The organism is Microcystis viridis FACHB-1342, from assembly GCF_014698335.1.
Lineage (GTDB): Bacteria > Cyanobacteriota > Cyanobacteriia > Cyanobacteriales > Microcystaceae > Microcystis > Microcystis ichthyoblabe_A.
In genome coordinates this window covers 16,031-31,884 of sequence record NZ_JACJSV010000041.1, presented here as the reverse complement: position 1 = coordinate 31,884, position 15,854 = coordinate 16,031, and the positions used below count along the sequence as shown (strand labels likewise).

The 15,854-nt window shown below is 45.0% G+C and carries 11 protein-coding genes and 1 pseudogene; 5 read left to right on the top strand and 7 right to left on the bottom strand.

Going from position 1 to position 15,854, the window contains the following annotated elements; genetic code table 11:
* Positions 1–105: 105 nt before the first annotated feature.
* Positions 106–1,320 (bottom strand): RNA-guided endonuclease InsQ/TnpB family protein, encoded by a 1,215-nt coding sequence (locus H6G40_RS14185; RefSeq protein WP_123230345.1) that lies wholly within the window; start codon positions 1,318–1,320, stop codon positions 106–108.
* A gap of 78 nt (positions 1,321–1,398) precedes the next feature.
* On the opposite strand from H6G40_RS14185, the pseudogene H6G40_RS14180 reads away from it, so the two are divergent.
* Positions 1,399–1,605: pseudogene (locus tag H6G40_RS14180) on the top strand (IS200/IS605 family transposase); the annotation flags it as partial.
* Between the two features lie 168 nt (positions 1,606–1,773).
* On the opposite strand, the gene H6G40_RS14175 reads toward H6G40_RS14180, so the two are convergent.
* Positions 1,774–3,249, bottom strand: a complete 1,476-nt coding sequence (locus H6G40_RS14175) for a leucyl aminopeptidase (protein ID WP_190537851.1) — start codon at positions 3,247–3,249, stop codon at positions 1,774–1,776.
* Positions 3,250–3,581: 332 nt separating this feature from the next.
* On the opposite strand from H6G40_RS14175, the gene H6G40_RS14170 reads away from it, so the two are divergent.
* The 4 genes from H6G40_RS14170 to H6G40_RS14155 all read left to right on the top strand — a co-directional run bounded on the left by H6G40_RS14170 (position 3,582) and on the right by H6G40_RS14155 (position 9,234).
* Complete coding sequence (locus H6G40_RS14170) at positions 3,582–4,709, top strand: aldo/keto reductase (RefSeq protein ID WP_002736676.1); 1,128 nt, start codon at positions 3,582–3,584, stop codon at positions 4,707–4,709.
* Between the two features lie 132 nt (positions 4,710–4,841).
* On the top strand, positions 4,842–5,921 hold the full coding sequence (fba, locus tag H6G40_RS14165; RefSeq protein WP_002751568.1) for a class II fructose-bisphosphate aldolase: 1,080 nt from the start codon (positions 4,842–4,844) through the stop codon (positions 5,919–5,921).
* A 265-nt stretch (positions 5,922–6,186) separates the two neighbouring features.
* Positions 6,187–7,425, top strand: a complete 1,239-nt coding sequence (ctpA, locus tag H6G40_RS14160; RefSeq protein WP_069473979.1) for a carboxyl-terminal processing protease CtpA — start codon at positions 6,187–6,189, stop codon at positions 7,423–7,425.
* Positions 7,426–7,929: 504 nt separating this feature from the next.
* Positions 7,930–9,234, top strand: a complete 1,305-nt coding sequence (locus H6G40_RS14155; RefSeq protein WP_002736331.1) for an ABC transporter substrate-binding protein — start codon at positions 7,930–7,932, stop codon at positions 9,232–9,234.
* Positions 9,235–9,758: 524 nt separating this feature from the next.
* On the opposite strand, the gene H6G40_RS14150 is transcribed toward H6G40_RS14155, so the two are convergent.
* From H6G40_RS14150 to phaE, 5 genes are all read right to left on the bottom strand, one after another.
* Positions 9,759–10,946 (bottom strand): FtsW/RodA/SpoVE family cell cycle protein, encoded by a 1,188-nt coding sequence (locus tag H6G40_RS14150; protein WP_190537861.1) that lies wholly within the window; start codon positions 10,944–10,946, stop codon positions 9,759–9,761.
* A 71-nt stretch (positions 10,947–11,017) separates the two neighbouring features.
* Positions 11,018–11,962, bottom strand: coding sequence for an isoaspartyl peptidase/L-asparaginase (locus tag H6G40_RS14145; RefSeq protein ID WP_002737250.1), 945 nt, complete (start codon positions 11,960–11,962; stop codon positions 11,018–11,020).
* A gap of 262 nt (positions 11,963–12,224) precedes the next feature.
* A complete protein-coding gene (chlP, locus tag H6G40_RS14140) occupies positions 12,225–13,442 on the bottom strand; it encodes a geranylgeranyl reductase (RefSeq protein ID WP_002773238.1) in 1,218 nt (405 codons plus the stop codon).
* A 225-nt stretch (positions 13,443–13,667) separates the two neighbouring features.
* On the bottom strand, positions 13,668–14,762 hold the full coding sequence (locus H6G40_RS14135) for a class III poly(R)-hydroxyalkanoic acid synthase subunit PhaC (protein ID WP_190537849.1): 1,095 nt from the start codon (positions 14,760–14,762) through the stop codon (positions 13,668–13,670).
* Between the two features lie 90 nt (positions 14,763–14,852).
* A complete protein-coding gene (phaE, locus tag H6G40_RS14130) occupies positions 14,853–15,848 on the bottom strand; it encodes a class III poly(R)-hydroxyalkanoic acid synthase subunit PhaE (protein ID WP_002737702.1) in 996 nt (331 codons plus the stop codon).
* Positions 15,849–15,854: the final 6 nt, after the last annotated feature.

Here is a 15,854-nt window from a genome sequence, read left to right as displayed (position 1 = left end):
TGCAAGCATCACCCAATTAGTCTAGCAGTTATCAGTTATCGGGGATTGACTCTCCCCCGCTAACCGCTCGCGCGGTGTAGCGGGGGATTCTCGGTTCTTAGGCTTTTAACTAGATCGACCGAGTTTAACCCAGTCGATCCCCGTCAAATCGCCTCCGCGAGCGTTTTCTAACACGGTCAGTCCGACCGCGTTTTTTCCTCGGTTCTCAATTACCTTCGCTGATGCCGTATCTCTCGGTTCAATGTGGCCGCAAGAATCACACCAGTGAACTCTTTCCGATAACGCTTTTTTACCAGTAATTGCGCCACAATTCGGACACTCTTGCGAGGTTCCGTTTTTATCAACCTTAAGATAATATTTTCCCCGTTTCCAAGCGACAAACGGTAATATCTCGTTAATAAAACTACCGATACCTGAATCCAGAGATTGTTTTCTAACGATCCCTCTAGACCAGGAAACGAAGTTAATATCTTCAACAAAGATATTATCAGCGAGATCGCAAAGGTAATGAGCTAACTTAAAATGCCAATCTCTACGAGTATTAGACACTTTTTCGTGTAATCTCGCTATCTTATCTTGGAGTTTTAACCAATTGTTCGAGCCTTTGACTTGATGTTTCAAGCGTCTTTGTAGCAATTTAAGCTTACTCTGTACTTTCAACAAAAATCGAGGGGCTTTGATTAAATCTCCCCGTGAAGTAGCGACAAAACTCTCAATTCCCGCGTCAATTCCTAAACAGGTCTTCCCTACTGTCATATCGGGAACTAATTCCGTAGATTGGAAAGAAACCAAAACGTAAAATCCCGACGCTTTTTGGATAATTCGAGCTTGTTTAGGCTCAAACCCAGACGGGTACTTTCTGGATTTCCTAATCCGAATTTTTCCCAATTGTGGAAAATTTAAGTATTCGTCACCTAAGAAGTTTTTTGACAGCGTGGGAAAAATAAAACTTCGCATCTTTTTCTTGAATCTAGGAAAGCCGAAGCCTTTCGATTTTATATGGTCAAAAGCTTTATCTACAGTTTTTAAGACTTGCTGTAAGACTTGAGCGTTAACCGTCTTTAATATCGGATAGATTTTTTTAGCTTCCGTTAGATTTTTAGCTTGAACGAAGTAATTTGGATAGGGGTCATCCGCAGGAATTATGTACTCGGAAACTAACGAACAACGATCCGCAAGACACTTTCGAGAGTGTAACCAATCTTTCCGTTCCGAGAGCGCGTAATTATAAACGCTTTTGCAAACATCAAGAATGTGGACAATCTCTCGTTCCTGTTTCTTGTTTACCTTTAGTTTGTACTGATAGGTAAGCGTTATCACTGTCGTTAGCTTCGTGATGTGATGTATAGTTAAATTGTAACACTTACCGCCCAATATTTCAACTGATTACAATCATGGACCAAACTAATCGCTAACCTTAAAACAGTTAGTAGTCGCTTAATTAGACAAGAATTTCCAGATTTGGCGGCAAAGTATTTCGACAACAAACCCTATTTTTGGGCGGGAGCTTATTTCGTGGCTAGTTGTGGCGACGTTACTGTCGAACAACTAAAAAAATACGTCGAGAACCAAAACTCCCCGAAAGTGGAAACGCTACCGCGTTAGTTTCATTCTGGTCGCGATTCATCTCCCGTTAACCGCTACGCAGTTTAACGGGAGTCCTCTCGCGACCTTGAGATAGGGGTCAGGGGTGGGGCAGATTTTTCAGGGATCAGTAAACAGTAATCAGTGAAAATACTCCTCACTTAATACCGCTTACCGATCACCGATAACTTAATTATTGGCCATTACCCAATTAACTAGAGTGCGGACGGGAAAACCAGTGGCCCCGGAATTATTAACGCCATTTTCTTTGTCGGACCAGACGGGTCCTGCGATATCTAGGTGGAGCCAGGGAGTATTATTAATGAATTGCTTCAAAAATAAAGCGGCTGTAATGGAACCGCCGGGGCGCGGGCCAGTGTTTTTCATATCGGCAATTGGAGACTTCAGACCCTCGAAATATTTTTCTTCTAGAGGCATTGGCCAGAATTTTTCGCCGGCTAATTTAGCGGCCTCTTGGAGTTGAGCAGCGAGACTCTCATCGCTACTCCATAAACCGGCAATATCGTCCCCCAAAGCGATGACACAGGCCCCAGTTAAAGTGGCTAGATCCACGATCGCATCTACCTCTAATTTTTCCGCAAAAACCAAGCCATCGGCCAGGGTTAATCGTCCCTCGGCATCGGTGTTATTGACTTCAATAGTTTTGCCGTTAGAAGCGGTTAAAATGTCCCCGGGGTGCATAGCGCGACCACTAATCATATTTTCCGTAGCCGGACAGATAAAGTGTACTTCCACTTCTGGCTGTAATTGGGCGATCGCCTTGGCCGCGCCTAGGGTGGCGGCACCACCCCCCATGTCCATTTTCATGGTTTCGATGCCACTGCCGGCCCCTTTAATATTCAAACCGCCGGAATCAAAGGTTAAACTTTTGCCAACGATTGCTAGTTTACGTTTCGGGGTTCCTTGGGGTTTATAGATTAAATGGATGAATTTCGGGGGAATATCCGAGGCTTTGGCTACTCCTAGGAAGGCTCCCATACCCAAGCTTTCGCATTCTTCCTGTTCCAGAATATTAAGACTTAATCCGTATTCGCTGGCAATTTGCTCGGCGGTTTCTGCCATGGTTAGGGGGGTGACGGTGTTCGCGGGAGCATTGACTAATTCTCTGGCCAGAATCACCCCAGAACAGATCTGCTCGGCCTTGGCGATCGCAGATGCTTGCTCTCCTAAACCCAATAACTCGACGGTTGCTAATTTGGCTCCTTTTTCCTCCTTAGTGGACTTGAAGCGGGTATCCTGATGATTGGCCAGCAGCAGCCCTTCCGTGATTGCTCCGGCAGTGGCGGACTGATCCCCAACTACCGGTAAACTGATGGCCAGAGCTTGGCTTTTTTGTTGTTTGGCCAGACGAGCGATGGCGGCGGCCGCTAGACGCAGGGTTTGCAGGTCGAAATCGGCAGTTTTTCCCAATCCCACCAGGATTAATTTGCGAATCGGACCCCCACCACCTAGACGAGTCGCCGCACTGCTGCCTAATTTTCCCTCGAATTCCGTCTCGGAGATGAGATCCTCTAGGATTCCCCCCAGTTTATCGTTCAATTCTGCCAATTCTCCTGCAATCTCTATGGCTCCTTCTGGTAAACCTAGGGCTAAAGTATCTCCTGTCCAAGTAAGGAGCGAGGTGTCAGTCGATCGAATATCCATTCTTTATCTCGATAATTCTTTGCAAAATGCTTCTATTAATCACTATACTGTAAGCTCTATCAGTGGCTGTCTTATTCTTTGTGTGATAAGTTTAACTTATATAGTAGTGATCGATCTCTGTGTCCTTTGTGTCTGGAGTGGTTCGTTCCACTCACTCGCCCATAAGACTGTATCTTAACGTCAGTTCGGGATAAGGGAATTTTGCCATAGCTTCCACGAAAGAATAGGAGTTTCAGGCTACGGTAGCATCAGGGTTTTAGCTTATCCCGAACTGAGGTTACCTACTTAACTGGTAACTGGTAACTGGTAACTGGTAACTGGTAACTGAATCAATGCGTTATCGACGATTTGGCCGTACTAATTGGCAATTTTCGCTGTTTTCTCTGGGGACAATGCGCTGTTTGTCCTCAGAGTCGGTATTTGCCGCAACACTCGATCGCGCCTTAGAATTGGGGATTAATCACCTAGAAACAGCCAGAGGTTACGGTAATAGCGAAGTTTTTCTCGGTCGTTACCTGCAGCGTCAAGGGGTGCGGGAGCGGGTTTATCTGACTACGAAATTAGTCCCCACTCCCGATCGCCAAACTATGGAAAAAGCGATCGGCGAATCCCTAGAACGATTACAATTAAATTACCTCGATTGTCTAGCAATTCACGGTATTAACACCCGCGAGCATTTAAACTGGATTAAAGACCCCCAAGGCTGCATGAAAGCCGTTTTTATGGCCCAAGAAGCTGGAAAAATCGGTCATATTGGCTTTTCTACCCATGCACCCCTAGAAATTATTCTGGAGACGATCAATACAGATTTCTTCGCTTTTGTCAATATCCATTACTATTTTTTTTGGCAAAGACAGCAACCGGCGATCGCTTTAGCCCAAGCCAAGGACATGGGTGTGTTTATTATCTCCCCTGCTGATAAGGGAGGTAGTCTCCACAGACCTCCCAAGAAGCTAGAGGAATTATGCGCCCCTTTTTCACCCTTAGAGCTAAATTATCGCTTTTTATTGAGCGATCCGCGCATTACTACCCTCAGCGTCGGGGCAGCGATACCAGAGGAATTAGAGGCAATTATCAACGTATGCGAAGAAGATCAGCCCCTAGATGCGGCAGAACTTGCCGTTTTTAAGCGTTTAGAGGCACATTTAACCGATAAATTGGCTACAGATTTATGTAGCCAATGTTATCAATGTTTACCCTGTCCCGAAAATATTAATATCCCTGAAGTGTTGAGACTGCGGAATCTGGCAGTAGCTTACGAAATGACCGATTTTGGCCAGTATCGCTATCGAATGCTGGAAAATGCCGGTCATTGGTTCCCCGGACGCAAGGCGAATAATTGTACTGAATGCGGCGATTGTTTACCTCGCTGCCCGGAAAAATTGCCGATTCCCCGACTGCTATTTGATACACACGAACTACTTAAAGGACCAGCGCAACGGAGATTGTGGTCATCTTAGGACGAAACCTAGAAAAATTTTTTTTGGGGATCGTCAAAGTGTAAAAACTATCTTAAGATTAACAGGTAAGAGAATTAACTTTCTTGAATTTAAAGAGACAAAAAACAAGAAATAGATTAAGGAGTAAAGGATATGGCACTCGTCCCCATGCGGTTATTGTTGGATCACGCGGCTGAGAACGGATATGGCATCCCCGCTTTTAACGTAAATAATATGGAGCAGATCCAAGCGATCATGCAAGCGGCGGCAGCCACCGACAGCCCCGTTATCCTACAAGCTTCTCGCGGTGCGCGCAAATATGCAGGGGAAAACTTCCTGCGTCACTTGATCACCGCCGCGGTGGAAACCTATCCTCATATCCCCATCGTGATGCACCAAGATCACGGTAACGAACCCGCCACCTGCTACTCGGCGATCCGTAACGGTTTCACCAGCGTCATGATGGATGGTTCCTTAGAAGCGGATGCTAAAACTCCCGCCACCTACGAGTATAACGTTAACGTTACTGCTGAAGTAGTAAAAGTTGCCCACTCGATCGGTGCTAGTGTGGAAGGGGAACTCGGTTGTTTAGGTTCCTTAGAAACCGGTAAAGGAGAAGCAGAAGACGGTCACGGTTTTGAGGGAGAATTAGATCACTCGATGCTGTTAACCGATCCCGATGAAGCGGTGGATTTCGTCGAAAGAACCCAAGTAGATGCTTTAGCAGTAGCCATTGGTACTAGCCACGGCGCTTACAAATTTACCCGCAAACCCACCGGCGAAATTCTCGCTATTAGCCGTATTGAAGAAATTCATAACCGCTTACCCAATACTCACTTGGTTATGCACGGTTCTTCCTCGGTTCCCGAAGATCTCCTCGAATTAATCAACCAATTCGGTGGCGCTATCCCTGAAACCTACGGTGTTCCCGTGGAAGAAATCCAAAAAGGCATCAAGAGTGGTGTGCGTAAAATCAATATCGACACCGACTGCCGTTTAGCAATTACTGCCGCAGTTCGTGAAGCACTATTCAGCAACCCGAAAGAGTTTGATCCCCGTTCCTTCCTGAAACCCTCGATCACCTATATGCAGAAAGTTTGTGCCGATCGCTATCAACAATTTGGTACCGCCGGTAACGCCAGCAAAATCAAACAAATGTCCCTCGATGACTACGCAGCCAAATATGCTAAAGGGCAATTAACCCAAGTCAGCAAAAAAGTTGTGGCTGTCTAGTGGCTGAACAATTAAGCGATCGCTTAATGGCACCGATCTAGTAGAATTTTTTGGGGTAGTTAACCATAACTACCCTCTTTTTTATCAGGAACGATCGATCTTTGTGTCCTTTGTGTCTCTGTGGTTCGCTCTACGCGCTCGGCCACAGGACTGTATCTTAGAATACATTTTATCCACCAAACCCGGGAGAGCCGAATCGATTTCAGAGAAAAGACTATACTGAAAATAATCAGCAGATCAGCACTGGATTTATAAGAGAAGCAAGATGAGAAAAAAATCGTTGTGGGCGGGATTATTGGTGGGATTTTGGTTTTGTCTGACTTGGATGGCATGGACACCCACAGCAGCCGCCTTTAGCGAAGAACAAAAATTATTACTGCAATCTTGGCGATTAGTCAACCAATCCTATTATGATGACACCTTTAATCATCAAAACTGGTGGCAGGTGCGGGAACAATTCATCAAAAAACCCCTTAACGATCGGACGGCGGCCTATAATGCGATCGAACAGATGTTAGCCACTCTCGATGAACCTTTTACCCGTCTCTTGCGACCGGATCAATACCATAACCTACAAATTAGCACCACGGGGGAATTATCGGGGGTAGGACTGCAAATTAATATCAATCCTGACAATGGTTACTTAGAAGTGGTTGCCCCCCTTGCTGGTTCTCCTGCTGAGGCCGCTGGTTTAACTAGCCACGATCGCATTTTGTTTATTGATGGTATCGATACCACTACTTTAACCCTCGATGCAGCAGCATCCAAAATGCGCGGGACACCCGGAACAGAAGTTTCCTTAGTCATTCTTCCCGATCAAAAAAGTCAACCAAAAACCCTATCTTTAACCCGCCAACGCATTTCTTTAAGTCCAGTGGTGGCGGTTTTAGATAAAAATTCTAGTTCCTTGCCCATCGGTTATGTGCGTTTAAATCAATTTAGTGCTAACGCTGCCAAAGAAGTCTCGGAAGCTGTGACGAACTTACAAAAACAAGGAGCCAAGGGTTATATTTTAGATTTAAGAAATAACCCCGGTGGTTTACTGCAAGCGGGCATAGAAATCGCTCGGATGTGGATTAATCAGGGAACGATCGTTTATACGGTTAATCGCGAGGGAATTGCCGATAGTTTTGCCGCTTCTGGCAATGCTTTAACCGACTCGCCTTTAGTCGTTTTAGTCAATCAGGGAACCGCCAGTGCCAGCGAGATTTTAGCCGGAGCATTACAGGACAATCAACGAGGGGTTTTAGTGGGAGAAAAGACTTTCGGTAAGGGATTAATTCAGTCCCTATTCGAGTTACCCGATGGGGCAGGATTAGCGATTACCGTGGCGAAATATGAAACTCCCGCTCACCATGATATTCATAAGTTAGGAATTATGCCCGATCAAGTGGTGGCACAGGAACCGATCACATATCAGGAAATCGGCACCGAAAAAGATAGTCAATACCAAACGGCAATTCAGTTTTTAAACCAGAAGACCGTTTTAGCCAAAGCTTCCTAAGTGGGGTTTTCAGTTATCAGTTATCAGTTACCAGTTATCAGATGCGAGTTTTCAGGATTCTTCGTTACTTGGTCTGCTTCGATCGGGTGGCATAAATCGACTAAATTCTTATCTGGCAAGAGACTTAATTGATTAGTTCGTTAGAGGGGGAAAATAATTGACCAAGATCCCATCAATGTCTTTCTATATAAGGGTTTCATCCCTTATAACCCTCTCCATTGCCTAACACAAACAAAAAGAACCGTTTTCAGTTCACTGTTCACTGTTCACTGTTTACTGTTTACTGATCACTGGACGGCTACGCCGTGCCTTTGGCAACACTGAAAAAACTTCCCACACCCCACACCCGACGGCATAGATCGAACAAATTAGCCATTTTTTCCATCAATATCTAAATTAAGATGAAAACCTGTTTGATTTGGAGAGAATGCTAACATCGATTAGAATTTTCCCAGTCCGGGTTTTTCAGCCTTGCAACCTTAACTCATCCTTGATTTTACTGCCATGCAGAGATATATTCGATCGCCCCTAGCCTTAACCCTGAGCATCAGCCTCTTAGCTAATTTTTTAACCGCTTGTAATAATGCCCAAACCCCCGATAACACTGCCTCTAGTCCCACCACCACTGCTCCCGGTGATGAGGGACTAAAATTAGGGGCTTTACTGCCCATTACTGGAGATTTAGCCGCTATTGGTCAAAATATGCCCGAAGCAGCCGCCCTAGCGGTGGAGACTATCAATGCCTGTGGTGGAGTCAATGGCAAACCCGTCACCCTGGTGAAAGAAGATGACCAAACCGATCCCGCCGCCGGTGCTTCAGCGATGACCAAACTAGCGGAGGTGGATAAAGTAGCTGGTGTGATCGGTTCCTTTGCCAGTAGCGTCTCGGGAGCAGCCGTCGATGTGGCGGTGAGAAATAAAGTTATGTTAGTCTCTCCGGGTAGCACCAGTCCTGTATTTACTGACAGGGCGAAAAAAGGCGATTTTAAAGGTTTTTGGGCGCGGACGGCTCCCCCTGATACCTACCAAGCTCAAGCTTTAGCAGTCCTAGCTAAGAAAAAGGGTTTTCAAAATGTGGCCACCGTCGTGATCAATAACGATTATGGAGTCGGATTTGAACGGGAATTCGTGAGCGCTTTCGATAAATTAGGTGGCACGATCACTAATAAGCAAAATCCCGTCCGTTATGACCCGAAAGCTGCCACTCTCGATAGTGAAGCGGCGGCTGCCTTCGCTAACCAACCGGATGCTGTAGCGGCAGTCCTTTACGCTGAAACGGGCAGTTTATTGCTACAAGCGGCCTATAAACAGGGGTTGACCAAAGGAGTTACCGTCCTCCTCACTGATGGGGTTTATTCGGAAGATTTCACCAAACAGGTGGGCAAAGGAACCGATGGTAAGTCAATTATTGCTGGGGCCCTAGGCACTGTCCCCGGGGCCGACGGTCAAGCTTTAAGCGCTTTTACTAGCCTCTGGAAAGAAAAAACTGGCAAGGATGTCACTGCTTTTGTTCCCCATACTTGGGACGCGGCGATTTTATTGATGTTAGCAGCTGAGGCGGCTAAATCTAACACTGGTGAAGGGATTCAAAGCAAGATTCGTGAGGTGGCTAATGGTCCTGGGACGGAAGTAACCGATGCTTGTCAAGCCATGGAAATGATTCGCAAAGGCGAAGATATTAACTATCAGGGGGCCAGTGGCAATGTGGATATCGATGAAAATGGCGATGTGGTCGGTAGTTACGATGTCTGGACTGTTAATGATGACGGCACTCTCAAGGTTATCGATCAGGTGACACCTAATCAGTGATCAGTAATCAGTAATCAGTGATCAGTAATCAGGAGATTGTTTTTATTTATTCTCTCTGCTCTCCTTCTCCCCTCTCTCCCCTCAACACCCACGAAGTCCGTTGACAGCATCATACTTTGTGCTTTTTGTCAAAAAAACTTTTTTTTTGCAATAAAACTACACAAAAAAAAGATCATCGTTGTGGGTGAAATTGACTAATTTACCCGTCTTGATTAGGATTAACTTCTAGCTGTGGCAAGGGTTTCAAGCGTTGCTGTCCAAAAAAGCACAGAACTGCCCACTATGAAATTCAGTAAAATCGCTGTAACCATGATAACATCGTTGTTAAATAAAAATCTTTCTCAATTAATTTTTAAGAATTTGTAAATATTGCGGAATGTTAATTTAAATATTCTCAAGTTTTTGGTATCAATCAATAATTTTTACTTATCTTTGACCAATATCGGGTTAGGAGTCAGAAGTCAGGAGATAGGAGATTATTTTTATTTATTCTTCCCACACCCCACTTCATAATTCCCAATCCATCACTGATGACTGAAAACCGAGACAGTTTTCTGAGGACTTTTTTTACTGGTGGGAACTGGATCGGGGTCATTTTCTTCCCTGGCCACCCGGATTAAGAGGGCGGCTAAAAAGAGACTGGCTAAACTGGAACTGCCGCCATAGCTAAAGAGAGGGAAAGGTAGGCCCGTAGTGGGTAAAGAACCAGTGGCCACACCGATATTTAACAGGGATTGACCGATTAAAATTACCATCGCCCCGATCGCCACTAATTTTTTGATGCGATGACGACATTTAACCGCCACGATCAGGGCGAGAGTAGCGTAGAGAAATAGCATGATTAACAGTAAAATACCGCCAATAAAACCAAATTCCTCGCCAAAGACAGCGAAAATAAAATCCGTATCTGGGAAGGGTAGATAAAATAATTTTTGTTGGGATAAACCGTAACCGCTGCCAGTGGTTCCGCCAGAACCGATCGCCAGTAAACTCTGCACTAATTGATAACCGTCCCCCCGGGGATCCTGCCAGGGGTCTAGGAAAGATAAAATCCGTTTTCTCTGGTATTCGCGGAAAGTAACACTAACCACAGCCATAGTTAAACCCAGTAAAGCGGTGCTGGTCATGTAGGATAAAGGCAGACCGGAGGCAAGAGCGATCAGCCAGAGAGTTATACCACACAGAGCAGTGGTACTCAAGTTAGGTTGTAAGAGAATGCTGGCTAGAATTAGCCCAAAAATAGCGATCCAAGTTAACCGTTGATTGACATTTAAACGCGGCCATCCACCGAAAACTGCCGCTCCTTGCAGGACAAGAAACGGTTTCATAAATTCCGACGGTTGCAAGAGAATCGGCCCGATTTTAATCCAACGGGTGGCACCGTTGATATTAGCTCCCAAACCGGGGATGAGAGTGATCAAAATTAATCCTAAAACTAATAAAATCATCCAGGGGGCGATTTTGAGGAGTTTCTCGATCGGCAATCGCACCAGGAAATTAAAGCCAATTAGGCCAATCCAAAGCCAGATTAATTGGCGGACAAAATAGTATAGTCCGTTATCAAAGCGACTGTCAGCCAGAGCGTAGGAAGCAGAAAAAAGCACGACTAACCCGACTAACAGCCACAAAAAAGTCATCCAGCGCAATAATCGCGCTTCGGCTGACCAGTTTTTCACATCGGGGTCAAAAATAGGGATAATATATTGCCACACGGAGATTTTTCGCAAAGAAGTATCTTGCACAGATTAACCAAAAGGACTAGGCTCGATCGCAGTTTGTTCCACTATCCGACGGTGACATGACCGATTAAACCCGCGTTTTCACCGTGCCATTCTAGGGTATCACCGATCGCCTGACCGTCGTGATAGGCAGCCAAGAGAATTTCCGCCGTTTTCCCCCAAACAATATTACCCTGACGATCAAGGGAAATCATGCCCAGATCCCGACCATTAGTTTGGGATTCGTGCATCGATTTCTCCACGGCAGCGGCGAGGGAAAAACCATCGGTGACGCGAATGACCACCTTAGCGGCTAAACACTCATCGATAATATCTTCCCCGACCCCCGTACAACTTACTCCGGCCCATGGATTGGCATAATTGCCGGCCGGCATGGCACTGTCACTAACGCGACCGATTCTTTCTAATCCCTTCCCCCCGGTAGAAGTTCCGGCGGCGATGTCTCCTTGCTGATCAAGGGCCACCACCCCGATAGTTCCCCGTTGTGCTGACGAATCGGCGAATAAACGGGCCATTTTGCGATTAAAGTTCGTCTTTCTTTCTTCCATCCATTCTTGAATCCGATAATCGGTTAGGGGATCATAGAGGGGAATTTGTAATTCTCGGGCCAGATCTGCAGCCCCAATTTCCGAGAGAATGCGATCCTCTTGACTTTGGAGAAATTGAGCCAGGCTAATGGGATTCTGTACCCGCGAGACGTTAATGACACCGCTTAAACGCTGGTGACGACCATCCATCAAGGCTGCACTCATTCGCACCTGACCGTCCGATTGCACCACCGAACCGGTCCCAGCATTAAATCGCGGTTCATCCTCCAGTAACATACATCCTTTTGTCACCGCTTCCACAGCACTAGCACCATTGTCAAGGAGGTTGTAAATATTCTTAACAATCCCCCGGAGAGAATCGCGCACTGATTCTAAACCACCTTTATCCTCTAGGGAACTCGCTCCCCCATGAATAATTAACTTCGCATTTACTCTGGTCATCGAAAAATTGAGTCCGAAACCCCGTCTCTTGAGGACGGCTTTGCCATTAAATAGTAGCGCATTTACACCATATATCTTGACTTCCCCTTTAACAAAAGGGCATAAACTGTACTGTCAGCTGCCCGCGCATTTAAATTATGAACAGCTTATCAAATATTTTTTCGATATTTTTATTTGAATTAGAGAAGACAGGAAGAAACAACCCAAAAGAAAACCCAACCACCGCCATGAGGAGATTGGGTTTTCCGGTTATCAATGGATTTTAAGGGGCCAAAGCGTTACCGCGCAGGAGAGAACCGATGGTTTTAGCAGTAATCTTCATCTGTACGAGAGGATTAGCGGGAACAACGGTTTTATAGAGATAACTGTCAAAAGTCATCTTCTGTACATCCTTATCGGAACACATTTCCACAAAAGCTTCCCGGGTGGCATCGGTACGGTAGAAAACCCGTTGCAGGATATCTAATACCAGATAGGTCATACCGTATTTCTTATCCCAACGCTTGAGGTAGAGTTTTAACTCGTCCTCTGTGGGAATACGTTGGCCACCGTTGGTGACTTCGACAATGGTTTCCGCACACATCCGCGCTGATTTAGCGGCGAAATAGATGCCTTCTCCCGAAGACTTAGTAACTGTTCCCGCAGCATCGCCAACGAGGGCCACACGACCGACTACACGACGAGGACGGGGATGTTCGGGGATGGGGTGAGCCTCCACGCGGATGATTTCGCCTCCTTCCAGACGATGGGCCGCGCGAGCGCGAATACCAGCTTGTAGGTCTTTAATCATGGCTTTATTGACCTTCATTGTGCCAGTACCGACGGCGACGTGATCGTATTTGGGGAATACCCAAGCGTAGAAGTCGGGGGATACGTCTTTTCCTACATACATTTCGGCCAGATCTTCGTAGTAGGCCATTTTATCTTGGGGAAGACGGATGCGTTCTTGGAAAGCGATCGCATAGTTGTAATCCCCGGCATCAATAGCTTTGGCAATGCGAGAATTAGCACCGTCGGCGCCGATAACCATATCCACCTTCAGAGATTTCATTTCCCCTTGGGAATTGCCGTGGGAGTGATCGGCGTAGTGTAGGGTATAGGGATCGGTGCTATTGGTGGGAATGTCGAGACCGTAAACGGTTCCGTTGATTAAATGCGCTCCTAATTTATGGGCGCGTTCTCTCATAAAACCGTCGAGGACTTCCCGACGACACATTCCGATATATTCGTCTTGATTATCGAGATTAATATCGACTTCGACGTTCGAGGGGGAGATCATTTTCATTTTTCTCACCCGGCGATCAATAATTTCAGGAGGTAGGTCAAATTCGCTCACCATACAGAGAGGAATCGCTCCACCACAGGGTTTAGCATTATCTAATTTGCGTTCAAATAAATAGGTTTCAATGCCTGCTTTAGCTAATGTTTCTGCCGCCGAAGAACCGGCCGGCCCTGAACCCACAACAGCGACTCTTAACACTCAGGTTTTCTCCTACATACTTACGAGCGAGTACGCTTTGCAGTGTACCACAGGGGTTTAGCCGAAAGGAACGATATCCTCCGATTCTGCCCGATCTTGCAACAGTGCTTAACATCCTCTGTTACAAAAGTTTATTTTACTGCCCGTAGATGTTTTTTTATCGATGTGTTGTATTGTGTTACACCCCTCTCCCAAACTGGGAAAAGGGGATAGCTGCGAGGATTGTTAACCTCTTGCTTTCAACCAATCGCTAATAGCGGGGGGTAAATCCCGTTGCACTTTGCCACTGACATACATTCCGATATGTCCGACGGGGAAAGCACAAGCGGTATAGTCAGAAGTACCGATATAATTCCCTAAAGCGAGGGAAGAAGCGGGAGGCACAAGGTGATCTTTATCTGCGTAAAGATTGAGAATTGGCATGGTCAGATTGTGTAAATCTACCCGTTTATCTCCTAACATCACTTCCCCTTTAATCAGTTTATTTTGCTGATAGAAATCCTTGAGAAACTGTCGGTAGGATTCTCCCGCTTGGTCGGGACTATCAAAAATCCATTTTTCCATACGCAGAAAATTAACTAATTTTGATTCGTCTTCCATGATGTCAGGAAAATCGAGGTATTTCTGATAACCTAACTGTAAAGGTTTCAATTCCAGAAACTCTAAGTTGAGAAAATCTCCCGGAATATTGCCCATGGTATCTACCATTAAATCGATGTCTAATGCTTCGGCTCCCAAGGAACACCCCCCGCGCATATTTAAGAGGGTCTCGGTTTGATAAAAGTCCACCGGTGTCACCATTGTCACCAGATTTTTTACCTTATCGGGATAGAGGGAACTATAGCATAAACTAAAGGTTCCCCCCTGACAGATTCCTAACAGATTAATTTTGTCGAGATGGTGACTTTGACGAATAAAATCGACGCAATTATCCACATAACCATTGATATAATCATCAAGGGTTAACCAGCGATCGCTTCTGGTGGGATATCCCCAATCAATTAAGTAGATATCTAAGCCTAATTTCAGCAGATTTGCTACTAAAGAACGCCCTTCCTGTAAATCTACCATGTAGGGACGATTGACCAAAGCATAAACCATCAGCAAGGGAATCTCGAAGGGTTTTTCGACCACGGGTTTAAAGTGGTAGAGAATGATTTTATCTTCCCGATAAACTGCTTCTTTTTCCGAGACTCCACACTCAATATCTTCTTCTTTAACTCGTTTGAGATTGTCTAAACCTTTGAGATTTTTCTGAGTTAATTCTAGATAATCTTGGGTAAAATCTTCCAGTTTTACTTGCGTCAAAAATGGCCACATAATTTAATTCTCCTAGAAAAGTGTGGAAGTGGGGATTATAACTGATAACTGATAACTGATAACTGATAACTTATTGTCAAGCACAATTAACTAATTGTTACTTTCTACTGCTTTTTTTTCTCCTAAAGTTTTTTTGAGACTTTTTACCTCTTTGCGTAATTCATAGATAGTCCGATGAATTTCATCGACTTCGCTGCGGGTAGGCAGATTCATCGATCGCAGGTAAATTTCCATTAAATCCTGCTGTTTGAGGCGATAATCATTGAGGGAATTAATAAATTTTCCCCTTACTTTTAGGTTTTCTGGTTGACAAAAAGCCTTTTCAAAAATATCATCAGCGACGACACTCCACACATCTTGAAATTCTCGCCAATTCTTGACAGGTTGACCTTTTTCTGCTAGGAAAACTAATTTTTTAGTTAAAGCTTCAAAGGATTTAACTTGAATATCAGCCAGCACAATTTGATAGTTAATACTAGCTTGATAAAGAACGCGCCAAGTTTCAAAACTATCGAGTAATTTGCGGTTAAATTCTCGTGGCAATCCCAATAAAGGCATCTGTAACCATTGGCCAAAAGTTTCATCATAAAACTTCTGCCAATAGATATTATTGAGTTCGATCAAGGAAGAAGTGTTACCTAACCAAGCTTTGGTTATTGTGTCATTTGACAGGACGAAAGGATCGAACCATAAATGATTGAGACTTTGTAATTGTTGCAGGTAAATTGTCCATAGTTGACTGACATCTTGACTACTTTGGGAAGTGGTAGTAGTAAAACTATTCAGTTGACCGCGCATCTGTTGGGTATAATTATCTAAAATTGTTTGCCAGTCTTCTCCTGTTTGCATTTTCGGAAAGATACTTTCCCAAGCTTCCATCGATAATTTTAGGAATTTGATCAATAAATCCCGATTATCAAAATAGCGCTGGGTTGCCTCTTGCAATTCTGGTTTAATATTGCCCATAGGAGTCGGTATCGCCCCCATCATATCAAACCAACTTGACCACATTTTTGCCCCGGTTTCCGTCCAAAGATTGACGTAATCGGCGGCCATCTCACTCCAAGCTTGTGTCGGTTTATCCATTATTTT

Coding starts and splice junctions, on each gene's coding strand:
- H6G40_RS14155 (WP_002736331.1), top strand. CDS start 7,930: ATGCAGAGATATATTCGATCGCCCCTAGCCTTAACCCTGAGCATCAGC.
- H6G40_RS14145 (WP_002737250.1), bottom strand. CDS start 11,962: ATGACCAGAGTAAATGCGAAGTTAATTATTCATGGGGGAGCGAGTTCC.
- fba (WP_002751568.1), top strand. CDS start 4,842: ATGGCACTCGTCCCCATGCGGTTATTGTTGGATCACGCGGCTGAGAAC.
- phaE (WP_002737702.1), bottom strand. CDS start 15,848: ATGGATAAACCGACACAAGCTTGGAGTGAGATGGCCGCCGATTACGTC.
- H6G40_RS14170 (WP_002736676.1), top strand. CDS start 3,582: ATGCGTTATCGACGATTTGGCCGTACTAATTGGCAATTTTCGCTGTTT.
- H6G40_RS14135 (WP_190537849.1), bottom strand. CDS start 14,762: ATGTGGCCATTTTTGACGCAAGTAAAACTGGAAGATTTTACCCAAGAT.
- H6G40_RS14175 (WP_190537851.1), bottom strand. CDS start 3,249: ATGGATATTCGATCGACTGACACCTCGCTCCTTACTTGGACAGGAGAT.
- ctpA (WP_069473979.1), top strand. CDS start 6,187: ATGAGAAAAAAATCGTTGTGGGCGGGATTATTGGTGGGATTTTGGTTT.